At 71.9% G+C, this 23,157-nt stretch carries 21 protein-coding genes and 1 pseudogene; 16 read left to right on the forward strand and 6 right to left on the reverse strand.

Features of this window, described 5'->3' with window-relative positions; genetic code table 11:
- Positions 1 to 8 precede the first annotated feature (8 nt).
- Entirely contained in the window at positions 9 to 938 is a 930-nt protein-coding gene (locus DJ010_RS05015; protein WP_109692571.1) for a zinc metalloprotease, read from the forward strand.
- Between the two features lie 306 nt (positions 939 to 1,244).
- On the opposite strand, the gene DJ010_RS05020 is transcribed toward DJ010_RS05015, so the two are convergent.
- Together DJ010_RS05020 and DJ010_RS05025 are read right to left on the reverse strand one after the other, a co-directional pair.
- On the reverse strand, positions 1,245 to 1,670 hold the full coding sequence (locus DJ010_RS05020; RefSeq protein WP_109692572.1) for a ferritin-like domain-containing protein: 426 nt from the start codon (positions 1,668 to 1,670) through the stop codon (positions 1,245 to 1,247).
- Positions 1,667 to 2,170, reverse strand: coding sequence for a hypothetical protein (locus DJ010_RS05025; RefSeq protein ID WP_109692573.1), 504 nt, complete (start codon positions 2,168 to 2,170; stop codon positions 1,667 to 1,669). Before DJ010_RS05025 ends, DJ010_RS05020 begins: the two co-directional genes overlap by 4 nt.
- 120 nt (positions 2,171 to 2,290) lie before the next feature.
- Between DJ010_RS05025 and rimP the strand changes: the two genes are divergently transcribed.
- Both rimP and nusA read left to right on the forward strand, forming a co-directional pair.
- Positions 2,291 to 2,779, forward strand: a complete 489-nt coding sequence (gene rimP, locus DJ010_RS05030) for a ribosome maturation factor RimP (protein WP_109692574.1) — start codon at positions 2,291 to 2,293, stop codon at positions 2,777 to 2,779.
- Positions 2,779 to 3,759: a transcription termination factor NusA gene (gene nusA / locus DJ010_RS05035; RefSeq protein WP_109692575.1), complete on the forward strand. Its 981-nt coding sequence runs from the start codon at positions 2,779 to 2,781 to the stop codon at positions 3,757 to 3,759. The genes rimP and nusA overlap by 1 nt, the downstream gene beginning before the upstream one ends.
- A 113-nt stretch (positions 3,760 to 3,872) precedes the next feature.
- Here nusA and DJ010_RS05040 read toward each other — a convergent pair whose 3' ends face one another.
- The gene (locus DJ010_RS05040; RefSeq protein ID WP_109693092.1) at positions 3,873 to 4,643 is read right to left on the reverse strand and encodes a glycoside hydrolase family 16 protein; all 771 of its coding nucleotides are present in this window, start codon (positions 4,641 to 4,643) and stop codon (positions 3,873 to 3,875) included.
- A gap of 67 nt (positions 4,644 to 4,710) precedes the next feature.
- Between DJ010_RS05040 and DJ010_RS05045 the strand changes: the two genes are divergently transcribed.
- The 9 genes from DJ010_RS05045 to DJ010_RS05085 all read left to right on the forward strand — a co-directional run bounded on the left by DJ010_RS05045 (position 4,711) and on the right by DJ010_RS05085 (position 13,194).
- Positions 4,711 to 5,034 carry a YlxR family protein gene (locus tag DJ010_RS05045; protein ID WP_281271118.1) on the forward strand — a complete coding sequence of 108 codons (324 nt, stop codon included), beginning with the start codon at positions 4,711 to 4,713 and terminating at the stop codon, positions 5,032 to 5,034.
- A 132-nt stretch (positions 5,035 to 5,166) separates the two neighbouring features.
- Positions 5,167 to 7,962 (forward strand): translation initiation factor IF-2, encoded by a 2,796-nt coding sequence (gene infB / locus DJ010_RS05050; RefSeq protein ID WP_109692576.1) that lies wholly within the window; start codon positions 5,167 to 5,169, stop codon positions 7,960 to 7,962.
- Positions 7,963 to 8,033: 71 nt separating this feature from the next.
- Complete coding sequence (gene rbfA, locus DJ010_RS05055) at positions 8,034 to 8,495, forward strand: 30S ribosome-binding factor RbfA (protein WP_109692577.1); 462 nt, start codon at positions 8,034 to 8,036, stop codon at positions 8,493 to 8,495.
- A complete protein-coding gene (gene truB / locus DJ010_RS05060; RefSeq protein ID WP_109692578.1) occupies positions 8,495 to 9,352 on the forward strand; it encodes a tRNA pseudouridine(55) synthase TruB in 858 nt (285 codons plus the stop codon). Before rbfA ends, truB begins: the two co-directional genes overlap by 1 nt.
- 45 nt (positions 9,353 to 9,397) lie before the next feature.
- Entirely contained in the window at positions 9,398 to 9,709 is a 312-nt protein-coding gene (locus DJ010_RS05065; RefSeq protein ID WP_109693094.1) for a PadR family transcriptional regulator, read from the forward strand.
- Positions 9,706 to 10,110 (forward strand): hypothetical protein, encoded by a 405-nt coding sequence (locus DJ010_RS05070; protein WP_109692579.1) that lies wholly within the window; start codon positions 9,706 to 9,708, stop codon positions 10,108 to 10,110. Before DJ010_RS05065 ends, DJ010_RS05070 begins: the two co-directional genes overlap by 4 nt.
- Complete coding sequence (locus DJ010_RS05075) at positions 10,095 to 11,216, forward strand: serine hydrolase domain-containing protein (RefSeq protein WP_109692580.1); 1,122 nt, start codon at positions 10,095 to 10,097, stop codon at positions 11,214 to 11,216. Before DJ010_RS05070 ends, DJ010_RS05075 begins: the two co-directional genes overlap by 16 nt.
- A gap of 38 nt (positions 11,217 to 11,254) precedes the next feature.
- Positions 11,255 to 12,199 carry a bifunctional riboflavin kinase/FAD synthetase gene (locus DJ010_RS05080; RefSeq protein ID WP_109692581.1) on the forward strand — a complete coding sequence of 315 codons (945 nt, stop codon included), beginning with the start codon at positions 11,255 to 11,257 and terminating at the stop codon, positions 12,197 to 12,199.
- Positions 12,196 to 13,194: a hypothetical protein gene (locus DJ010_RS05085; protein WP_109692582.1), complete on the forward strand. Its 999-nt coding sequence runs from the start codon at positions 12,196 to 12,198 to the stop codon at positions 13,192 to 13,194. The genes DJ010_RS05080 and DJ010_RS05085 overlap by 4 nt, the downstream gene beginning before the upstream one ends.
- A gap of 1 nt (position 13,195) precedes the next feature.
- Here DJ010_RS05085 and DJ010_RS05090 read toward each other — a convergent pair whose 3' ends face one another.
- The 3 genes and pseudogenes from DJ010_RS05090 to DJ010_RS22635 form a co-directional block, all read right to left on the reverse strand.
- Positions 13,196 to 15,295: a molybdopterin-dependent oxidoreductase gene (locus tag DJ010_RS05090; RefSeq protein ID WP_109692583.1), complete on the reverse strand. Its 2,100-nt coding sequence runs from the start codon at positions 15,293 to 15,295 to the stop codon at positions 13,196 to 13,198.
- Between the two features lie 10 nt (positions 15,296 to 15,305).
- Positions 15,306 to 15,941, reverse strand: a complete 636-nt coding sequence (locus tag DJ010_RS22630) for a LuxR C-terminal-related transcriptional regulator (protein ID WP_245927220.1) — start codon at positions 15,939 to 15,941, stop codon at positions 15,306 to 15,308.
- A gap of 371 nt (positions 15,942 to 16,312) precedes the next feature.
- Positions 16,313 to 17,275 (reverse strand): annotated as a pseudogene (locus DJ010_RS22635) (sensor domain-containing protein); the annotation flags it as partial.
- Here DJ010_RS22635 and DJ010_RS05105 point away from each other — a divergent pair.
- The 4 genes from DJ010_RS05105 (at position 17,202) to DJ010_RS05120 (ending at position 23,141) form a co-directional block, all read left to right on the forward strand.
- The gene (locus DJ010_RS05105; RefSeq protein ID WP_245927222.1) at positions 17,202 to 19,400 is read left to right on the forward strand and encodes an MMPL family transporter; all 2,199 of its coding nucleotides are present in this window, start codon (positions 17,202 to 17,204) and stop codon (positions 19,398 to 19,400) included. The pseudogene DJ010_RS22635 and the gene DJ010_RS05105 overlap by 74 nt on opposite strands.
- A gap of 26 nt (positions 19,401 to 19,426) precedes the next feature.
- Entirely contained in the window at positions 19,427 to 20,362 is a 936-nt protein-coding gene (locus tag DJ010_RS05110) for a nucleoside hydrolase (protein WP_158282940.1), read from the forward strand.
- A gap of 116 nt (positions 20,363 to 20,478) precedes the next feature.
- Positions 20,479 to 20,754, forward strand: coding sequence for a 30S ribosomal protein S15 (gene rpsO, locus DJ010_RS05115; protein ID WP_109692586.1), 276 nt, complete (start codon positions 20,479 to 20,481; stop codon positions 20,752 to 20,754).
- A 149-nt stretch (positions 20,755 to 20,903) separates the two neighbouring features.
- Positions 20,904 to 23,141, forward strand: coding sequence for a polyribonucleotide nucleotidyltransferase (locus tag DJ010_RS05120; protein ID WP_109692587.1), 2,238 nt, complete (start codon positions 20,904 to 20,906; stop codon positions 23,139 to 23,141).
- Positions 23,142 to 23,157: the final 16 nt, after the last annotated feature.

Genomic DNA, 23,157 nt, shown 5'->3' on the forward strand with positions numbered 1-23,157 from the left:
GTCGACCTATGCGTGTCACGAAATGTCTCGTCCTGGCCCTGGTGGCCGGGGCCGCCACCCTCAACTTCGGTCTCGCTGCCCCGGCGCAGGCCCGTCCGATGGACACCGGATCCCCGGCGTGCGTCACCCCGACCGGGCACGACGCGGCCGCCGACGCCCGCGGTCGCGGTCACGGCGACACGCGGACGGTCACGCCGCGCCAGCAGCGGGCGATCGAGAAGCGGACCCGAGCGATCCTGCGGGACAAGGGCATCACCCGGCGCGAGACGCGACGCACCAGTGCAGTGGTGCCCGTCTACTTCCACAAGATGCTGTCGGCGACCGGTGCCGGTGATGTCACCTCCGCGCAGATCAACGCGCAGATCGCCGAGCTCAACCAGGACTTCGCGGGCCAGGAGTCCGCGGCCGCCGCCGACACCGGCTTCACCTTCCAGCTGGCCGGGGTCGACACGTATTACAACAACCAGTGGCACCGGGACAAGCAGTCCAGCACCTACCGCGCGCGGACCCGGCAGGGCGGCAAGAACGCCCTCAACATCTGGCTGGTCGACTTCGCCTACCTCGGTGTCGCGACCTTCCCGTGGGACTACGCCCGCAACCCGAGCATCGACGGGATCCGTGTGCAGTACTCATCGCTGCCGGGCGGCTCGGCGACGAACTACGACCTCGGCAAGACGACGACGCACGAGGCGGGACACTGGTTCGGGCTCTACCACACGTTCCAGGGCGGCTGCACGACCACGAACGACTCCGTGAGCGACACCCCGGCCCAGAGCTCGTCGACCACCGGCTGCCCGGCCGGCCGGGACTCCTGCTCGCTGCCGGGCCTCGACCCGATCCACAACTACATGGATTACAGCTACGACTCCTGCTACAACCAGTTCACCCCCGGCCAGAGTGCCCGGATGGACTCGATGTGGGCGGCTTATCGGGTCTGAGCACCGGGTGAGGGCAGCCTCATCGATTGCATGTTTCTGCAGTGCACGTTTCTGAGGATCGAAGGATCGTTAGTTCCGGCCCGGTTCGTTGCAGAATCGTGCACAGCAGTCGATGAGCCCCACCTCGTCGGCGCCTGCGATGGCCGTTGTCCCCGGTCATGTGAATGGTCCGCGACCCCGCTTCGGGGGACGTCTCGGGAGTTCCCCGAAACGGGAGTCGCGGACCATTTCGTTTTCCACGGCGCGATCCCCACCGAGCCGTCGCAAACTCGCACTCGGGACGTGCCGAGCCGTCGTGAGCTCGCGCTACAGGCCGGGGAGCTGCTCGGGCTCGCCGCCGAAGGCGAGGGCGCGGGTGGCGGCGTCGAGGAGGGCCTCGACGGCCCAGGAGCGCTGGTCGTCGGTGGTGGAGCCCACGACGTAGGCGTACGTCGCCGCGCATGCCCGCTCGAGCGCGAGCGCCCGGCGGGAGATCGCACTGGCCGTGGCGAGGTCGGCGGGCAGGTCGTAGCCGGGTTCGGCGGCAATCGGCTCCTGGCCGTCGGCCTCGAGCGCCGCGATCAGGTCGTCGCGGCGGGTGCGGTGGGTGACGTAGGCGTCGGTGACCGCGGCGTAGAGCGTCGGGTTGCTCGACTGCGAGGTCTGACCGCCGAGGGCGCCGTACACGAAGACGGCCGCGTGCTCGGCCGCGAGCGCCGTCTGCAGTGCCTCGGGGTTCGCCGCGGCGCTCACGACGCGACCAACCTCTGCTGGGCGACGGCTGCGGCCATCGAGGCGAGGACCTGGGCCAGGGCGCCGCTCTCGGCCTCGAGCGCGGCACGGACCAGCCGGCCCTGGAGCTTGTCCTCCGCGCGCAGCAACCGGGCGCGCGCCGTCTCCGCCCCGCCGTCGACCCGGCCGCCCGAGATGTCGTCCCCGGGCCGGCCGATCTCGTCGAGATGGGCCCGGTGCAGCGCGACGAGCCTCCTGGTCAGCGGACGCAGCGCCGGGAACGACGCGCCGGTGGAGAGGGCCAGCGTGAGGGTCTCACCGAGGTGCTCGGCGACGCGGTCGGCGAGGTCGCTGTCGGCGCCGACCGCTGGTGCCGTGGGGTCGGCGGCACCCGCGGAGTCCGCGGCGCCGGGGTCGGCGCTGCCGCAGCCGGAGAGAGTCGTGGCGATCGCGGCCGCACCCGCCAGCCCGCCGCTGACGAGGACGGCGCGCCGGGACGCGCGGGGAGCTCTGCTGGGCACCGGGTGAGGTTACAGCCGGTATCGTGGCGGCAGTTACCCAGATCGGCCGCAGCGCCGACCGGCACGGGCAGCCCAGCCACAACTAGCACCGCCACAACAGGACACGGGGGTCTCACCCGCATGAGCACGAGCAATCGCCCCGGTGCAGACGCGACCGTCTCGGCCGTGTCGACGGCCGTGACCGGCCCCCTGGAGGAGCTCGGGCTCGACCTGGAAGCCGTGGAGCTGACGCCGGCCGGGCGGCGGCGGGTGCTGCGCATCGCGGTCGACAAGGACGGCGGCGTCTCGCTCGACGACGTCGCCGCCGCGACCCGCGCCGTCAACGACGTCATCGACTCCTCCGACGTGATGGGGGAGCAGCCCTACACCCTCGAGGTGACCTCCCGCGGCGTGGACCGGCCGCTCACCGAGCCCCGCCACTGGCGGCGCAACCAGGACCGGCTGGTCAAGGTGACCTTCGCCGACGGCTCGGCGGTCACCGGTCGGGTGCTGGAGTCCGACGACGAGCGGGTCCGCCTCGACGTGGACGGCAGGCCCCGCGAGGTGACCTACGCCGAGGTGGGGAAGGCGCTCGTGCAGATCGAGTTCAACCGGAAGGACCGCGACTGATGGACATCGACCTGAGCATCCTGCGGATGCTGGAGCGCGAGAAGGAGATCAAGTTCGACGTCCTCGTCGAGGCGATCGAGCAGGCGCTCCTCACGGCCTACCACAAGACCCCGGGCGCGCAGGAGCACGCGCGCGTCGAGCTCGACCGCAAGACAGGGCACGTCACCGTCCTGGCGGCGGAGACCGACGAGGAGGGCAACACGATCGGGGAGTACGACGACACCCCCGACGGGTTCGGCCGGATCGCCGCCACCACCGCCAAGCAGATCATGCTCCAGCGGCTGCGTGACGCCGAGGACGAGATCAAGTACGGCGAGTTCTCCGGCAAGGAGGGCGACATCATCTCCGGAGTCATCCAGCAGGGGCGCAACCCCGACGACGTGCTGGTCGACCTCGGCAAGATCGAGGCGATGCTGCCGGTGAGCGAGCGGGTGCCCGGCGAGGACTACCGGCACGGGACGCGCATCAAGTGCCTCGTCGTGTCCGTCCGCAAGGGCATGCGCGGGCCGCAGATCACGCTGTCGCGGTCGCACCCCAACCTGGTCAAGAAGCTGTTCGCGCTCGAGGTGCCCGAAATCGCCGACGGCACCGTCGAGATCGCCGCGATCGCCCGCGAAGCCGGCCACCGCACGAAGATGGCGGTCCGCTCGACGGTCGGCGGCGTCAACGCCAAGGGCGCCTGCATCGGGCCGATGGGCCAGCGGGTGCGCTCGGTGATGTCCGAGCTGCACGGCGAGAAGATCGACATCGTCGACTGGTCCGACGACCCGGCGGAGCTGGTGGCGCACGCGCTCTCGCCGGCCCAGGTCAGCTCGGTCACGGTCGTCGACGCCGACGCGAAGTCGGCCCGGGTCGTCGTCCCGGACTTCCAGCTGTCGCTGGCGATCGGCAAGGAGGGGCAGAACGCCCGCCTCGCCGCGCGACTGACCGGGTGGCGCATCGACATCCACTCGGACGAGGAGGCCGGCGGAGCCGGCTGACGAAGTCCGAGTGGATGACAGCCGACCCGGCGGAACCTCTGCCCTCGCGAGCGGAGTGAGCCCCTTCGGGTGTCGCGCCGTGTCGGCGCCCAGCGCGGATCTTGGGCCGAGAATCAGCCCCCACCACTGATCTCGCTCACAGTCATCGAAGGCACCAGGTGGTCGTCGTCGCCGACCGACCACTCCGGGAAGTCGAAGACGGCGAGCATCAGCTGCATCGGGTAGGTCGGCGGCCGCGCGCAGCGTCGTACGACCTTTCCGTCGACGGTGAAGACCGCCTCGTCGGCGTCCCAGTCCACCGCGTAGGTGTGGTCCTGCGTGACGTCGATCGGCAGCCGGGGAGCGGCGAAGTCGTCCACGAGCGCGGGGTCGCGGAACGGCTTGATGCCCACGCCCACCTCGGCCGAGGGGTCCGACGCCGGTCCGAGCGCACGGCCGAACACCTCGAAGACGCAGAGCTCGCCGCACTGCAGCTGGTCGGGGTCGTCCTCGAAGCCGCTCAGCCACAGCGCGGCCATCGACCGCGGGGAGAGCGTCATCCGGGCGGTGATCTCCACCCGGCCGGTGGCCGGGAGCCAGCCCTCGAAGCGCGGCTGCTCCTCGCGGACGGTCAGGCCGGGGCGGTAGCGCTGCTGGCCGTACGACGACCCGGCCGGTCTCGACCAGCTGCCGGACTGGATCCCCGAGACCCGCAGCGGCGGCTCGTGGTCGCCGGCGCACCACACCGGGTGGTCGGTCGGCACGCTGAGCACCAGGCCCGGGCCCGCGACCCGGTAGCTCGCCGCGGTGGCGGCGCGCGACGACCACGCCGGCAGGTAGTGGGGGAGCCAGGTGGTGGTGTCGAGATCGGCGCCGGTGAAGCGGTCCGAGATGCGACGGTGCATGCTCCGACCGTAGGCGCGGCGGTGCCGTTTCGGTATCGACACCGCGAGACGGTAGAGTTCACCGTTGGTGGCAGGCCGACGGAACATCTCGTTGTCGCCGGGCGTTCTTTCCTCGGAGGGACCGGTCCGGACGTGCATCGGATGCCGGGAGCGGGCCGCCAAACGCGAGTTGTTGCGAGTGATCGCCGGCTCGGATGCGCACGGCCGGCCGGTCGTCGTACCCGATCCCGACGCCACCGCACCCGGACGGGGCGCACACCTGCATCCCACCCCGGGGTGTTACGACCTCGCGGTACGCCGGAAAGCCTTCTCCCGTGCTCTCAGGGTCGAGGGTGGGCTGTCCAGCGCACCGGTGGGTGAGTACCTCGACGCGCGCCAGAACCAGCAGTGATCGACCGACAGAGACTGGAGCAGCAGCTCATGAGCACTCGATGAGTACCTCGCGATGAGCCAGTTCGTTCTGCACTATCCACCAACGGTCTGAGACCTCCCCCAACAAGGGTCTTGGGCCAGAAGGAGAAACGTGGCCAAGACCCGAGTTTCCGAACTCGCGAAAAAGTACGGGATCCCCAGCAAGGAGGCGCTGGAGAAGCTCGGCGCCATCGGCGAGTTCGCCAAGACCGCCTCCTCCAGCATCGAGCCGCCCGCTGTCAAGAAGTTCGAGGACGCCTACGGCGCCGAGCTCCTGGCGCGGATGAAGCCGGCCGCTGAGCCGGCTGAGGCTCCTGCGAAGAAGGCCGCGGCTCCCAAGCCCGGTCCGAAGAAGCCCAAGGCCCCCGAGCCCGAACCGGCTCCTGCGCCGGTCGAGGAGCCCGCCGCTGCCGCTCCCGCCCCGGAGGCGCCCGCCGCCGAGCCCGAGGCACCGGCCGAGCCGGCTGCCGAGGCGCCCGCCGCGGCCGCCCCGTCGGCGCCGTCGGCTCCGGACGCCCCCGCGGCTCCGAAGCCCGGTGCCCCGACGCCCAAGGCCCCCGCGCCGCGGCCCGTCGGCAAGCCGAGCGGCACCCCGCGTCCGGGCAACAACCCGTTCGCGTCCAGCCAGGGCATGGGTCGTCGCCCCGCCCCGCCGCCGCGCGAGGGCGAGGCCGGACCCGGTGGTCCGCGGCCGCCGGCCGGCCCCGGCCGTCCCGGCATGCCGCGGCCCAACCCGGCGATGATGCCGAAGAACCCCGCCGCCTTCGGCGCCGGGCCCGGTGGCCGCGGCCCCGGTCGCGGTGGCCCCGGTGGTGGTCCCGGTGGTGCCCGTGGCGGCGCCCCCGGTCGCGGTGGCGTCGGTGCTCCCGGTCGCGGTGGTCCGGGCGGTGCGCCCGGTCGCGGTGGTCCCGGTGGTGGTCCCGGCGGCTTCCCCGGCGGCGGTGGCCGTCCCGGTGGCGGTCGTCCCGGCCAGCGCGGCCAGACCCAGGGTGCGTTCGGGCGCCCGGGCGGTCCCGCCCGGCGTGGCCGCAAGTCCAAGCGGGCGCGTCGCCAGGAGTTCGAGGCCATGGAGGCCCCGACGATCGGCGGCATGCGGGTCCGCAAGGGCAACGGCGAGACCGTCCGTCTCTCGCGCGGCTCGTCGCTGACCGACTTCGCCGAGAAGATCGGTGTCGACGCTGCGTCGCTCGTGCAGATGCTCTTCCACCTCGGCGAGATGGTCACCGCGACCCAGTCCGTGGGTGACGAGACCCTGGAGCTGCTCGGCGACGAGCTCAACTACAAGGTCGAGGTCGTCTCCCCGGAGGACGAGGACCGCGAGCTGCTGGAGTCGTTCGACCTGGAGTTCGGGGCCGACGAGGGCGACGAGGGCGACCTGGTCGTCCGGCCGCCGGTCGTCACCGTCATGGGGCACGTCGACCATGGAAAGACGAAGCTGCTCGACGCCCTCCGCGGCGCCAACGTGGTCGAGGGCGAGGCCGGTGGCATCACCCAGCACATCGGTGCCTACCAGGTGCACACCGAGGTCGACGGCGCCGACCGGCGCATCAGCTTCATCGACACCCCGGGTCACGAGGCGTTCACCGCCATGCGTGCCCGCGGCTCGCAGTCCTCGGACATCGCGATCCTCGTGGTCGCGGCGGACGACGGCGTGATGCCGCAGACCGTCGAGGCGCTCAACCACGCCAAGGCGGCCGGTGTGCCGATCGTGGTCGCGGTCAACAAGATCGACAAGCCGGAGGCGGACCCGACCAAGGTCCGTGGCCAGCTGACCGAGTACGGCCTGGTGCCCGAGGAGTACGGCGGCGACTCGATGTTCGTCGACGTCTCGGCCAAGGCGGGCCTCAACCTCGACAAGCTGCTCGAGGCGGTCGTGCTGACCGCTGACGCGTCGCTGGACCTCCGGGCCAACCCGGACCAGGACGCGCAGGGTCTCGTGGTCGAGGCGCACCTGGACCGCGGTCGCGGTCCGGTCGCGACGATCCTGGTCCAGCGCGGCACGCTCCGCGTCGGCGACTCGATCGTCGCCGGTCCGGCCTACGGCCGGGTCCGCGCGATGCTCGACGAGCACGGCGAGGAGATGTCCGAGGCCGACCCGGGTCGCCCGGCGATGGTGCTCGGTCTGTCCGCCGTTCCCGGCGCGGGCCAGAACTTCATCGTGGTCGAGGACGACCGGATGGCGCGTCAGATCGCCGAGAAGCGGGAGGCCCGCGAGCGGGCCGCCCTGCAGGCGAAGCGCCGCGTTCGTCGTACGCTCGAGGACTTCATGGCCTCCATGGAGAAGGGCGAGAGCCAGGAGCTCAACCTCATCCTCAAGGGCGACGTGTCCGGTTCGGTCGAGGCTCTCGAGGACGCGCTCGCGCAGCTCGAGGTCGGCGACGAGGTCTCGCTGCGGGTCATCGACCGCGGTGTCGGTGCGATCACGGAGGCCAACGTCAACCTGGCGGCCGCCTCCGACGCGATCATCATCGGCTTCAACGTCCGGGCCCAGGGCAAGGCTGCCGAGCTCGCGGACCGCGAGGGCGTGGAGATCAAGTACTACTCGGTCATCTACCAGGCGATCGAGGAGATCGAGGCGGCCCTCAAGGGCATGCTCAAGCCCGAGTTCGAGGAGTCGACCCTCGGCCAGGCGGAGATCCGTGCGATCTTCCGCTCGTCGAAGATCGGCAACATCGCGGGCTGCATGGTCACCAGCGGTGTCATCCGACGCAACGCCAAGGTGCGGGTGCTCCGCGACGGTGCCGTGGTGGCCGACAACCTCGACCTCGCGTCCCTCAAGCGGGAGAAGGACGACGCGTCCGAGGTCCGGGAAGGGTTCGAGTGCGGTCTCGTGCTCCGGAACTTCCAGGACATCAAGGAGGGCGACATCGTCGAGGCCTTCGAGATGAAGGAGATCCCGCGGAGCTGACCAGCTCCGTGCTGTGCCGCCCGCCCCTGCCGGGGCGGGCGGCACAGACGTCCCACTGATAGGAACAAGTCATGGCCAACCCGCGCGTCCGCAAGATCGCCGACCGCATCCAGGTGATCGTGGCCGAGATGCTGGAGCGGCGGATCAAGGACCCCCGGCTGGGGTTCATCACCGTCACCGACGTGCGGCTCTCGGGCGACAGCCAGCACGCGACGGTCTACTACACCGTCCTCGGCGAGGAGGAGGAGCAGACCGCGACGGCGGCTGCTCTGGAGTCCGCGAAGGGGCTGCTGCGGTCCGAGGTCGGCAAGCAGCTCGGCATGCGGCTGGTGCCGACGCTGGCGTTCCAGCTCGACGTCATCCCGGAGAGCGCCCGTCACCTCGACGAGGTGCTGGCCAAGGCCCGCGAGGCCGACGCCGCGGTCGCCGCCGCCCGCGAGGGCGCGAAGCCGGCCGGCGAGGCGGACCCGTACCGGAAGCCGCGTGAGGTCTCGGCCGACGACGACCTCGACGACGAGGACGACGACGAGTAGTGGCCGCCTCGGGCCTGGTCGTCGTCGACAAGCCGGCCGGGATGACGTCGCACGACGTCGTCGCTCGGGTCCGCCGCACCATGGGGACCCGGAAGGTCGGCCATGCCGGCACCCTCGACCCGATGGCGACGGGCGTGCTGGTGCTGGGCGTGGAGCGCGCCACCCGGCTGCTCGGCCACCTCATGCTCACCGAGAAGACCTACGCGGCCATCGTCCGGCTCGGCGCCGGCACGACGACCGACGACGCCGAGGGCGAGGTGGTCGCGACCACCCCGGCCGCCCACCTGTCCGACGAGGACGTCCGCGCGGCCTTGACCGCCTTCGAGGGCGAGATCGAGCAGGTGCCGTCGACGGTCTCGGCGATCAAGATCGACGGGAAGCGCGCCTACGCCCGGGCACGCGCCGGGGAGGAGGTCGAGCTCGCGGCCCGCGCCGTCACGATCCACGCGATCGAGGCGGGCGACCTCCGTCGCGAGGGGGACTTCCTCGACCTCGAGGTGCGGGTCACCTGCTCGAGCGGCACCTACATCCGGGCGATCGCCCGCGACCTCGGAGCGGCACTCGGCGTCGGCGGCCACCTCACCGCGCTGCGCCGGCACTCGGTCGGGCCGTTCACGCTGGAGGGCGCCGACGCCGACCTGGACCGCCTGAGCCTGGTGTCGCTGGACGAGGCGGCGCGGGCGTCCTTCCCGTCGTACGACCTGGACGCGGAGCAGGCGCAGGACGTCCGGTACGGGCGGGCGCTTCCGCTCCGGTTCGACGCGCTGACGGCGGTCTTCGCCCCGGGCGGGGAGTTCCTCGCGCTCTACAAGCCCGACGGTGACCGGGCGCGTCCGGCAGCAGTGTTCGTCGGCTGACCGGTCCTCTTCCGATGCATCGCCTGACGATGTATGGTGGCGCAGGTGACCGAGCAGGCCTTGTACATCCTCGCCAGCCTGGCCCGCGCGGAGTGCCATGGCTACGGCATCTCCCGTGACGCCGAGGAGCTGTCGGGCGGCCGGGTACGGCTGACCGCCGGCACGTTGTACGGCGCTCTCAACCGGCTCACGGCCGACGGGCTGGTCGAGCCCGCGGGTGAGCGCGAGGTCCAGGGCCGCCGTCGCCGCTACTACCGGATCACCGCGGCCGGCAGCGCCGCGCTGGCCGAGGAGGTCGAGCGGCTCCGCTCCACCGCCGCGGTGCTCGGCGCCCGGGTCCGGACGGCACCGGCATGAGCCGCCGGGTGCTGCAAGCCTGCGTGCGGGCCTACCCGCGCGAAGTACGGGGGCGGGACGGTGACGAGCTGGTGCTGCTGGCGACCGAGCTCGCCGGCCGGCACGGCACCGCCCGCGAGGCCCTCGGCCTGCTGCGCGGCGGTTGGGCCGAGCGCCGTCGCCGCGCCGGCCGTGGACGACGGATCGCCGTCGGTCTCGCCGCCGCGACCGGGTCGCTGCTCGCCGTCACGGCCTGGTCCGCCGCCACCCACCCCGGCCGCGTGGAGCAGGAGACCTTCACCTGCGCGGACGGCTGCGGGGACGTGGAGCGCGAGGTCGATGCCCGGGTGGACGCCGGTTGGGACTGTGCCGCGGAGAACCGGGACGGCCCGGGGACGACCTGGCGATGCACGCTCGACTGACCGGTGCGACCGCCCTGCTCGCGGCCGCACTCGCGGTCGCCGCGTGCGACGACGCGGCGGACCCGGCGCCCGCTCCTGCCTCCTCCGAGCCGACCACCAGCACGGCGGACGAGCTCCCCGTCGGCGACCTGGGGCTGGACCTGCCGGCGGGCTCGAGCGGCAGCGTGTCCGCTGTGGTCGACGGCGAGGTCGTGTCCTGCGACGGCTGGGGCGAGTCCGGCTGCGACACCGTCCACGACATCGGCTCGGTGACCAAGCAGTTCACCGCCGCGGCCGTGGTGAAGCTCGCGTCGCAGGGGCGGCTCGCGGTCACCGACGGACTCGGCCGCTGGTTCGCCGACGTGCCGCCGGACAAGCGCGACATCACGGTGCGGCACCTGCTCACCCACACCGCCGGCCTGGTCGACGCGCTCGGCGACGACTACGACCCGCTCGACCGCGACGCGATGGTCGCCGGCGCGCTCGGCTCCCGACTGCGGTCCGAGCCCGGGCGCCGCTACCACTACTCCAACCTGGGCTACAGCCTGCTGGCCGCGATCGTCGAGGAGGCGTCCGGCCAGGACTACGAGGCCTACCTCCGTGCCGAGCTCTTCGAGCCCGCCGGCATGACCCGCACCGGCTACGTGCTCCCGGACTGGGACGACGAGGAGGTCGCACTCGAGTACGACGCCCGCGACCGGTCACAGGGGCGGCCCTTCGACCACCCGTGGGCCGAGGACGGGCCGTACTGGAACCTGCGCGGCAACGGCGGGATCCTCTCGACCGCCGGCGACATGAGTCGCTGGCTCGCGGCGCTCGACGGCGAGGCGGTCCTCGACGAGGCAGCGAAAGCGGAGCTGTTCCGGCCGCGGGCGCAGGAGGAGCCCGGCGGGTCGACCAGGTACGCCTACGGCTGGGTGGTCGCCGAGGCCCCGTTCGGCACCGTCGAGTGGCACAACGGGGGCAACGACTGGTCGTACGCCGAGATCACCCGGCTACCCGGGAGCGACGTCTCCTTCTTCTGGGTGACCAACCACGTCCGCAGCCGCGCAGGCGACTGGGACCTCGACCGGCTCCGCCCCTCGCTCACCGAGCAGCTCGCGGAGCGGCTGGTCGACCCGGCCTGACCTCCGGTTCCCGCCGTCCGATCAGTAGTCTGGCGCTCGTGCGCGTGTGGAGAACGTTCGAGGACGTACCTGCCGACCTCGGGCGCTCGGTCGTCACGATCGGGAACTTCGACGGGATGCACCTCGGCCACCAGCACGTCGTCCGGCGGGCGCGCGAGGTCGCGCGCGAGGTGGGTGTCGACACCGTCGTGGCGGTGACGTTCGACCCGCACCCCATCGCGGTGCTGCGGCCCGAGCACGCCCCGCCGACGTTGACGACCATCGACGAGCGGCTCCGACTCCTCGGCGAGGCCGGCGTCGACGCAGTGCTCGTCATCCCGTTCTCGCGGGAGATCGCGGCCTGGTCGCCGCAGGAGTTCATCGACCGCATCCTCGTCGGGAGCCTGCACGCCCGGGCCGTCGTCGTCGGTGCCAACTTCCGGTTCGGCAACCGCGCGGCCGGCGACCGCCAGACGCTGCGCGAGGCGGGCGCCGAGCAGGACTTCCTGGTCGAGGCGGTCGAGCTCGACGGCGGACCCCAGGTGTGGTCGTCGACGTACGTCCGCACCTGCCTCGCCGCCGGCGACGTCGCCGGCGCAGCCGAGGCTCTCGGACGCCCGTTCGTCACCCGCGGCGTGGTGGTCGAAGGGGACAAGCGTGGCCGCGAGCTCGGCTTCCCGACCGCGAACGTGCCCGTCGTCCCGGGCGCTGCCGCTCCGGCCGACGGCGTCTATGCAGGCTGGTTGCGAAGGCTCGACGACGCCGGGGGGACCCAGCACCCGACGGCGATCAGCGTGGGCACCAACCCCACCTTCGACGGTCAGCGGGACCGCCGCGTCGAGGCCTACGTCCTGGACCGCACCGACCTCGACCTGTACGGCGTCGAGGTCGAGGTCGAGTTCGTCGAGCGCATCCGCGGGATGGTGCGGTTCGACGGCATCGACGCACTGCTTGTCGCAATTGCCGACGACGTGGAGCGGACTCGCGGCATCCTCGGGCCATGACGAGTGATCCGGTCGCCGCGGACGAGCGCGCGGCGGCGGAGGCGTGGTTCGCCCACCACGGCCTGCCCTGGTTCGTCGACGAGATGCGTGAGGACGTGGCGGCCCGGCTGACCCGGACCCGGGTGGCCGTCGTCGCGACGGTCGCGGTGGTGGTCGGCGTCGGGGTCGGTACGGCGGTCAGCGCGACCCCCGAGCCGTCGTTCGCGGCGGTCGCGGGCATCACCGCCGCCGGCCTGACCCTCGTCGGCTACTCGATGGCCGCGCTGCACGCGACACCCATCGCCCGGTGGGCGCTCCGGCGGGCCCTGGGCAGCCTCGGCCTGCTGCTGCCGCTCGCGACGCGGGCGCTGCCGATCCTGATGCTCTTCATCACCTTCCTCTTCATCAACACCGAGGTCTGGCAGGTCGCCTCGGCGCTCCACGGCGGCGTGCTCTGGGGCGCCGTGCTCTGCTTCGCGGGGGTCGCGGCGTTCTTCCTGGTGCCACGGCTGGCCCAGGAACTCGATCAGTTCGACGACCGGGTGCAGATCGACGAGGTCCTCGCCGGCACCGCGAACAGCCCGCTCGCCGACGCCGCGCGTCGGATCTGCGAGGACGAGGTCGACCTGCCGGACCAAGCCCAGGTCACCGGCCTGCAGATGGTCAACCTGGTCCTGGTGCTCGTCATCGCCCAGGCTGTGCAGGTCTTCCTCCTCGTGCTGGCCGTCTTCGCGTTCTTCCTCGGCTTCGGCGCACTGGCCATCGACGAGTCGGTGATCACCTCGTGGGTGGGCGACGGCTACCCGACCTACCCGCCCGGCCCCGAGCTGGTCAGCTACGAGCTGTTGCACGTCTCGCTGTTCCTCGCCGGGTTCTCCGGTCTCTACTTCACCGTCGTCGCCATCACCGACGAGCTCTACCGCAAGGAGTTCTTCACGGTGATCGTGGACGAGCTGGCACGGGCGGTGAGCATGCGGGTGATCTACCGGATGCTCGCGGACCGTCGATCACCCTGACCTAGCGAACCGTCACCGGCACCCCGGACAGCGCGGCGTTGCCCGACACGTCGAGCCGCTCGGGGTCGGTGAGGTCGTTGATCGACACGCCCGGCACGCCCCGGGCGACCCCGAGCCGGGTGCCGTCCTTGGCGTGCCCGTAGCCATGGGGCAGGGACACGACACCGCGCATCATGTCGTCGGTGGCGAGCACGTCGACCTCGACCGACCCCACCCGTGAGGCCACGGTCACCGTGGCGCCGTCGGCCAACCCGCGGGCCGCGAGGTCGTCGGGATGCATGAGCAGCTGGTGACGTGGCCGGCCCTTCGTGAGGCGCTCGGTGTTGTGCATCCAGGAGTTGCAGTCCTGCTTGTGCCGCCGGCCGATCAGCAGCAGCTCGTCGTCCTGCGGTGGTGCGACGTCGCCGAGGCGGGCCAGGTCCTTCAGCACCAGCTCCGGCGCGAGGTCGATCCTGCGCTCCTTCGAGCGCAGGCGCCCGGGCAGCTGACCGGGACGGAGCGGCCCGAGGTCGACCCCCTCGGGCTTGCGGCGCAGCTGGGTGAGCGTGGGCCCGTCGCCGCGGGCCAGGAGCAGCTGGACCATCCGGGTCGGGCTGACCGACATCCGGAGCCGGAGCTTCAGCCGGTCGGCGAGGGGGCGACGCGGCCGGATCCGGTCGGTCACCCGGAGCGCGAGCTCGCGGTAGATCTGCCAGTCGTGGCGGGTGTCCCGTTCCTTGGGGAACACCGCCGGCGTGAACCGTGCGGTGTTGCGCACTGCGAGGGCGTGGAAGATCAGGTCGTAGTGGTCGCGCTCGAGCGCCGTGGTCGGCGGCAGGACCACGTCGGCGTGCCGGGTCGTCTCGTTGAGGTAGATGTCGACGGCGGCCATGAACTCCAGCCCCTCGAGCGCTCGGTCGAGGCCGCCGCCGTCGGGCGTCGACAGCACGGGGTTGCCGGACAGGGTGAGCAGCGCGCGGATCTGGCCCTCGCCCGGCGTCTCGATCTCCTCGCGCAGCGCCGCCACCGGCAGCTCGCTCGAGGTCTCCGGGAGGCCGCGCACCCGCGAGTGCCGGCGCCCGTGACCACCCCGGCCGACCAGCCCGGTGCCGACCACGTCGATGGCGGGGGAGGTGAGCATCGCCCCGCCCTCGCGGTCGAGGTTGCCCGTCAGCAGGTTGAGCAGGTTGATCGCCCACTGACACACCGACCCGAAGGCGGCGGTCGAGACGCCGATCCGGCCGTAGGCCACGCCGCAGTCGGCAGCGGCCAGCTCACGCACCACGCGGACGATGGCGGCCGCCGGCACCCCGCTGTGCTGCTCGGCGAGCTCCGGGGTGAACGGCGCGACGGCCTCCTCGACCGCGGCCAGCCCGACGCCGTACGACGGCGCCGTGGCGACCCCGTCGACGAACAGCTGTCGCACCATCGCCAGCAGCACCCAGGGGTCGGACCCCGGCCGCAGGAAGTGGTGCTCGGAAGCGACCTTGGCGGTCTCGGTGCGTCGTGGGTCGAACACCACCATCCGCCCACCGCGTGCCTTCAGCTCCCGGAGCCGGGCCGGGAAGTCGGGCACGGTCATCAGCGACCCGTTCGAGGCCATCGGGTTGCCGCCGAGGACGAGGAAGTACGACGTGCGGTCGATGTCGGGGATCGGCAGCATCAGCTGGTGACCGAACATCAGGTAGGCCACCAGCTGGTGGGGGAGCTGGTCGACCGAGGTGGCGCTGAACGTGTTGGGGGTGCGCAGCGCCTTGACCAGCGCGGTGCCGTGGGTCATCGAGCCGAGGCTGTGCACGTTCGGGTTGCCCAGGTAGATCCCGAGGGCGTCACGGCCGTGCTCGTTCACCACCCGCGCGAACCCGTCGGCGACCAGGTCGAACGCCTCGTCCCAGCCGATCTCGGTCCACGCACCGGTGGCGCGGTCGCGGCGCACCGGGCGGCGCAGCCGGTCCGGGTCGGCGTGCACGTCGCCGATCGCCACGCCCTTCGGGCAGATGTGGCCGCGGGAGAGCGGGTCCTCGGGGTTGCCCCGCACGCCGGCGACCCGGCCGTCGTCGATCGTCAGCTCGAGGCCGCAGATGGCTTCGCACAGGTTGCAGACCGCGAGGCGCTTCTCCATGCGCGCATCCTTACAGCCGCAGCCAGGTGAGGACAGCCCGTACACGGCGGTGGTCGTCGCTGCCGAGCGGCAGGTCGAGCTTGGTGAAGATGCTGTTGATGTGCTTGGCCACCGCCTTCTCGGTGACCACCAGCCGCTCGGCGATCGCCGCGTTGGACCGGCCCTCCGCCATCAGTGCGAGCACCTCACGCTCGCGGGCGCTCAGCCGGTCGACGGGCTGCTGACGTGCCATCACCGTCGCCACCACCTCGGGGTCGAGCACGGTGCCCCCGGCGACGACCCGGCGCAGGCCCTCCACGAACTCGGCCACGTCGGAGACCCGGTTCTTCAGCAGGTAGCCGACCGACCCCTCGCCGCTGGCGAGCAGCTCGCGGGCATAGAGGTGCTCGACGTACTGCGACAGCACCATCACCGGGAACCCGGGCCGCTCCCGGCGAACGGCGATCGCGGCGCGCAGGCCCTCGTCGGTCTGCGTCGGCGGGAGCCGTACGTCGAGCACGGCCGCGTCGACCGTGGGGTCGGTCAGCGCGGTGTCCAGGTCGGCGGCGTTGTCGACGGCAGCGGCGACGGTGAACCCGTGGCTCTCGAGGAGCTGGGTGAGGCCGGCGCGGAGGAGGGCATGGTCCTCGGCGAGGACAAGACGCACGGGACCTCCAGGGTGACGATCGTGGGCCCGCCGACCGGGCTCGAGACCATCATCGTGCCGTCGAAGGTGCCGAGCCGTCTCATCACCCCGGTCATCCCGGTGCCGCGTGTCGGGTCGGCGCCGCCGCGCCCGTCGTCGCCGACCTCCACCCGGAGCACGCCGTCGGTGTGGTCGATGCGGATCCATCCGTTGTCGGCGCCTGAGTGCTTGCCCACGTTGGCCAGGCACTCCGCGATCGCGAAGTAGACGGCCGACTCGAGCGGCGCGGGCGGGCGGCCGTCGAGGGACGACTCGACCCGCACCGGGACCGCCATGTCGAGCGCGAGCGCCTGGGCCGCGCCGACCAGGCCGCGGTCGGCCAGCACCGGCGGGTGGATGCCCCGGACGACGGACCGCAGCTCGGCGAGCGCACTGTCGGTGGTCTCGCGGGCGTCACTGACGAGCCTGCGAGCGCCGTCGGGGTCACGCTCGAACATCTCGTCGGCCATGCCGAGGCTGAGCGACAGCGCCACCAGCCGCGCCTGCGCGCCGTCGTGCAGGTCGCGCTCGAGCCGGCGCAGCTCGGCAGCGGAGTGGTCGACAGCGTCAGCGCGGGTCTCGGTCAGCCGCTCGACGCGCCGCTCGAGCCTCTCGGTCACGCCGGGGGAGAGCAGCCACTGGTCGGCAGCCGACCGGGCACGCATCAGCGGGCCGACGGCGTAGTACCAGACCCACCAGGTCGCGACACCGACGAACAGGACGAGGACGACGAGCGCGACGACGAAGCCGAACGTGATCGACAGGAGGATCCAGGCGAGGTCGCGCCAGGTCATCGGGTCGGTGGCGACCACGCGGAGCTTCTGCACGAACGGCAGCCCCTCGATCGGCGCGTACGGCTCCGGCACCGACGTCCCGAGGACGGCCGACGCCATTCGCCGGTGGGAGCCGGCCAGCCGCCGGGTCGCCGGGATCGCGACCGCGAGGAGGGGCGCACCGACCCAGATCACCATCAGCACCCCGCCGACCACCCAGAGCACGAAGAGCAGCACCAGCGGGACGAACGCCAGCACCTGGAGTGCGGCGTACCCCGTCATGCGGAGGCGGCTCACGCGGTCGTCGCGGTCGTCGGTCAGGTCGGGCACACCGCCATCCTCCCCGACCGCCGACCCGGCCGCGGTGGTGCTGGCACCACTTCCTGCCCGGGTGCCTGCGCTCCTGCCCGCGGCGGCCGTGATCACGAGGCTGGACCCGTCCCCACAGATCTCGACCAGGAGGATCCGCATGTCCCCCAATCCGTTGACCTCGGTGTCCATGCGCGCCGCGCGATGGAGCGCCACCCACCCCTGGCGCGCCATCCTCGGCTGGCTCGCTCTCGTCGTCGTGGCCGTCGGCCTCGCCGCGACCATCCCCTCCCACGAGGCCGACGACGCCGACTACCGGCTCGGCGAGTCCGGCCTCGCCGACCGCTGGATCCACGAGGCGGGGCTCGCCTCGCCTGACTCCGAGCAGGTGCTGGTGACCGCCGACAGCGGGGCGCTCGACCAGCAGGAGGCCGAGACCGCTGCCGCCGAGCTGGCCCGGTCGGCCGGTTCCCTGGACGGCGTCACCGGCGTGTCCGCGCCGCAGTGGAACCCCGACCGTACGGCGCTGCTCATCTCGATCCAGCTCGCGAAGGACCACGACGACCCCGACCCGCTGGTCGCTGCCGTCGCCGACGTGCGCGACGCCCACCCCGACCTCGACGTGCAGCAGGCCGGTGACCTCACGCTCGACGAGGCCATCGACGAGCGGGTCGCGGACGACCTCTCCTCGGCCGAGCTCATCAGCCTGCCGATCACGCTGGTGCTGATGCTGCTGGCCTTCGGCGCCCTCACCGCGGCCGGCCTTCCCGTGCTGCTCGCCGCGACCAGCGTGATCGCGACGATCGGCATCAGCGCGCCGCTGTCGTACCTGTTCCCGGCGGAGCCGACGGTCACCAGCATGATCGTGCTCATCGGCATGGCCGTCGGCGTCGACTACTCGCTGTTCTACCTCAAGCGCGAGCGCGAGGAGCGGGCCAAGGGACGCACCACGCGTGACGCCGTCGCTATCGCCGCCCAGACCTCGGGCCACTCGATCCTCGTCTCCGGCGGAGCGGTCATTGCCGCGATGGCCGGGCTGTTCGTGATGACCGACGTGACCTTCAACAGCCTGGCCACCGGCTCGATCGTCGTGGTCGCGGTCGCGGTGCTCGGCTCGATCACCGTGCTCCCGGCGCTGCTGGCGAAGCTGGGCCGCTGGGTGGACCGGCCGCGGGTCCCCTTCGCGTGGCGGATCGCGCGTCGGCTCCGTGAGCGCTCGGGCGCGCAGCCGGGGAGCAACCGGCTCAGCCGGGGCCTGCTCCGGCCGGTGCTCCGGCACCCGGTCGTCGCGCTGCTGCTCGGCGGAGCAGTCGTCGCCGCGCTCGCCGTGCCCGCCCTCGGGATGAAGACCCACGCGAGCAACCTCGACACCCTCCCCGGTGACATCGCGGAGGTGCAGACCACCAAGGCGATCGCCGCGGCGTTCCCCTCCGAGGGCCCGGTGGCCGAGGTCGTCGTGCGAGCTCCTGCGAGTGAGCAGGAGAACGTGGCCGACCAGCTCGAGGAGCTGGGCCGGACGGCGGCGGACACCGGCATGTTCCGCGAGCCGACCGCGCCCGTGGAGGCCTCCGAGGACGGCCGGACGTCGGTCATCGAGCTCGCGATGCCGTTCAGCGAGTCGAGCGAGAAGGTCGACGAGGCGCTGGAGCTCCTGCGCGACGACCTGGTGCCGGACACGGTCGACGCGTCCGGTGCGGACGTGGCCGTCGGCGGCTGGGCGGCGGAGTCGCTGGACTTCCAGCAGAAGGTGTCCGACCGGCTGCCGCTCATCATCGGCTTCGTCCTGGTGCTGACGTTCCTGATGATGGTCTCGGCCTTCAAGAGCGTGCCGATCGCGGCCATCTCGACACTGCTCAACCTGGCCTCCGTGGCGGTGGCGTTCGGCCTGATGACGGTGGTCTTCCAGCACGGCGTCGGCGAGTCGCTGCTCGACTTCTCCAGCCCGGGCTTCGTCATCGACTGGATCCCGCTCTTCGTCCTGGTGGTGCTCGTCGGGCTGTCGATGGACTACCACGTCTTCGTGGTGAGCCGGATCCGCGAGCACGTCGAGCGCGGACTGCCGGCCCGGTTGGCCGTGCAGCGCGGCGTGTCCGAGACCGCGGGGGTGATCACCAGCGCGGCGGCGGTGATGGTGTCGGTGTTCGCGATCTTCGCGACACTGAGCATGCTGGAGATGAAGATGATGGGCGTCGGCCTGTCGGCCGCCATCCTGCTCGACGCGACCCTGGTGCGCCTGGTGATCCTGCCGGCCGCACTGGTGCTCCTCGGTGAGCGGGCCTGGTGGCCGCGCCGGCCGCGGCGCCCGCGCGGCGAGCAGGTGGTGGAGACGGACCCCGGGTTCGTGCTCGCCGGTCACTGAGGCGACGAGGAAGGATGGAGCTAGCGATGTCGGTCCCGGTCGTCCTCGACTGCGACACCGGGACCGACGACGCGGTCGCGATCATGGTCGCCGCGCTCCACCCCGACCTCGACCTGCTCGGTGTGACGACCGTCTGGGGCAACCACGACGTCGTGCACACCACGGACAACTCGCTCCGGGTGCTCGACCTCGTCGGCCGGGGGAGCGTCGGCGTGCACCCCGGCGGGAACGTCCCGGTCCGGCCGCGGATCGAGCCGCTGCCCAGTGGCCGCCCCGACCTGCCGTCCACGCTGCCGCTGCCGCCGGCGACGACCCCAGTGGGGGCTCCCGCGGTCGAGTGGCTGGTCGAGACCCTGCGGGCGACCACCACGCCCGTCACCCTCGTGCCGACCGGTCCGCTCACCAACATCGCCACGGTGGTCGCGGCCGACCCGCGGGTCGTCGAGGCGGTGGACCGGCTGGTGGTCCTGGGCGGCGCCCACCGCGAGCGGGGCGTCACGCCGTACGCCGAGCGCAACTTCTGGTGCGACCCCGAGGCCGCCCACGACGTGCTCACCGCCGGGTTCCGCGACGTCCTGCTGGTCACGATGGACGCGACCTTCTCGGTGCCGCTCACCGCGGTCGACGGCGACCGGCTGCGGGCGCGCGGCACCGCTGCGGCGGCGGTCGCCGCCGACCTCCTGGAGGAGCGGATCGGGTGGTACCGCCGTGACCCCGCGATGGCTGCGGTCGCCGGGGCGCCGCTCCACGACCCGCTCGCGGTCGCCTGCCTGGTCGACCCGCAGGTGGTGACCACGCGTCGGGCCGCCGTCGACGTCGAGCGCACCGACCCGGCGACCTACGGTGCCACCCGGTTCGCCTTCGCGGGGGACGGGCGGGTGCAGGTGGCGGTGGGTGCCGACCGCGACCGGTTCCTGGCGGTGCTCGACGCCGCGCTGGGGCAGCCGACGTCGATTGGGTGATGCATCGGCGGCCGCGGTAGCCTTGACCGTTGCCGTCGAACGGCCGCGGATCCAGAGTGCCCCGGTGGACATGCCCGGGCGCGCCGCGCAACGAATCGGAAGGAACCCGAAGAAGCATGGCCATTGGTACCGACGCGGAGACCAAGAAGAAGATCATCGCCGAGTACGCCACCTCTGAGGGCGACACCGGTTCGCCCGAGGTGCAGATCGCGCTGCTCAGCCACCGGATCAGCCACCTGACCGACCACCTCAAGCAGCACAAGCACGACCACCACAGCCGCCGCGGGCTGCTGCTCCTCGTGGGTCAGCGCCGCCGACTGCTCAACTACCTGAAGAAGACGGAGATCGAGCGCTACCGCTCGATCGTCGAGCGTCTCGGCCTGCGCCGCTGATCGCGACTTCTCATGCACACGGAACGGGTGGTCCCCTGGGGGCCGCCCTTTCTGTTTTTCCTCGCAGCACCGCTACTGTGAGTTCCGAGACAACAAGTCCAATTGACTGCGGGGCAGCGTGCTCCGCGCCGTACGAATAAGAGAACATCTTGACTGAACCTGTCATCTCCGCCGTAGAGACCGTCATCGACAACGGGAAGTTCGGCACCCGCACCGTCAAGTTCGAGACCGGGCTGCTGGCCCGGCAGGCCGCCGGCTCGGTGACCGCCTACCTCGACGACGACACCATGCTGCTCTCGGCCACCACGGCCGGGAAGCACCCCAAGGACCACTTCGACTTCTTCCCCCTGACGATCGACGTCGAGGAGCGGATGTACGCCGCGGGCCAGATCCCCGGCTCCTTCTTCCGGTCCGAGGGCCGCCCGGGCGAGGACGCGATCCTCACCTGCCGGCTCATCGACCGGCCGCTGCGCCCGACCTTCAAGAAGGGCCTGCGCAACGAGGTCCAGGTCGTCATCACCGTCCTGGCCCTCAACCCCGACACCCCCTACGACGTGCTGGCGATCAACGCCGCGTCGATCTCGACCCAGCTCTCCGGCCTGCCGTTCTCCGGCCCGGTCGGCGGTGTCCGCGTCGCCCTGATCGACGGCCAGTGGGTCGCGTTCCCGACGCACAGCCAGCTCGAGAACGCCGTCTTCGACATGGTCGTCGCGGGTCGCGTCACCGACACCGGTGACGTCGCGATCATGATGGTCGAGGCCGAGGCGACGGAGCAGACCTGGACCCTGGTCCAGGACGGCGTCCAGGCCCCCACCGAGGAGGTCGTCGCCGGCGGTCTCGACGCGGCCAAGCCGTTCATCAAGCAGCTGGTCGAGGCCCAGGTCGAGCTCGCCAAGGAGGCCGCGAAGCCGGTCCAGGAGTTCCCGATCTTCCTCGACTACGAGGACGACGTGTTCGACGCCGTCGAGGCCGCCGTCAAGAGCGACCTCGCCGAGGCGATGAAGATCGCCGACAAGCAGGAGCGCAACGACCGCACCGACGAGCTCAAGGACCAGGTCCTGGCCTCGCTCGGCGCCCAGTTCGAGGGTCGCGAGAAGGAGATCGGCGCGGCGTTCCGCTCGGTCAACAAGGCGCTCGTCCGTGAGAGCATCCTGCGCGACAAGGTCCGCATCGACGGTCGCGGCCTGGCGGACATCCGCCCGCTGCACGCCGAGGTCGGCGTCCTGCCCCGCGTCCACGGCTCGGCGCTGTTCGAGCGCGGCGAGACCCAGATCCTGGGTGTCACCACGCTGGACATGCTGAAGATGGAGCAGCAGCTCGACACGCTCTCCCCGGAGAAGTCGCGCCGCTACATGCACAAGTACGTCTTCCCGCCGTTCTCCACCGGCGAGACCGGCCGGGTCGGCTCGCCGAAGCGTCGCGAGGTCGGCCACGGTGCGCTCGCCCGCCGCGCGCTCCTGCCGGTCCTCCCGACCCGCGAGGAGTTCCCCTACGCCATCCGGCAGCTGTCCGAGGCCATGGGCTCCAACGGCTCGACCTCGATGGGCTCGGTCTGCGCCTCGACGATGTCGCTGCTGCAGGCCGGTGTGCCCCTGAAGGCCGCCGTCGCCGGCATCGCGATGGGCCTCGTCTCCGGCGAGATCGACGGTGAGACGCAGTACGTCGCGCTCACCGACATCCTCGGCGCCGAGGACGCGTTCGGCGACATGGACTTCAAGGTCGCCGGCACCCGCGAGTTCGTCACCGCCCTCCAGCTCGACACCAAGCTCGACGGCATCCCGGCCGAGGTCCTCGCCGCGGCGCTGACCCAGGCCAAGGACGCCCGGCTCGCGATCCTCGACGTCATGGCCGAGGCCATCGCCGAGCCCGAGGAGATGTCGGTCCACGCCCCGCGGATCATCACGATCCGGGTGCCGGTCGACAAGATCGGCGAGGTCATCGGGCCCAAGGGCAAGGTGATCAACCAGATCCAGGACGACACCGGCGCGACGCTGTCCATCGAGGACGACGGCACCGTCTACATCGGGGCGACCAACGGCGAGGCGGCCGAGGCCGCCAAGGCTGCGGTCAACGCGATCGCCAACCCGACGATGCCCGAGGTCGGCGAGCGCTACCTCGGCACCGTGGTGAAGACGACGAACTTCGGTGCGTTCGTCTCGCTCATGCCCGGCAAGGACGGCCTGCTGCACATCAGCAAGCTGCGCGACCTCGCCGGCGGCAAGCGGGTCGAGAACGTCGAGGACGTCGTCTCGGTCGGCCAGAAGCTCCAGGTTCAGATCGCCGAGATCGACGACCGCGGCAAGCTCTCGCTGGTCCCCGTGGTCGAGGAGTCGGCTGCGGCCGAGTCCGAGGCCGGCGACGCCGAGGGCGCCGAGGACGCGGAGTGACCACTCCGTGACCATC

It is taken from the genome of Nocardioides silvaticus (assembly GCF_003160695.1).
GTDB lineage: Bacteria > Actinomycetota > Actinomycetes > Propionibacteriales > Nocardioidaceae > Nocardioides > Nocardioides silvaticus.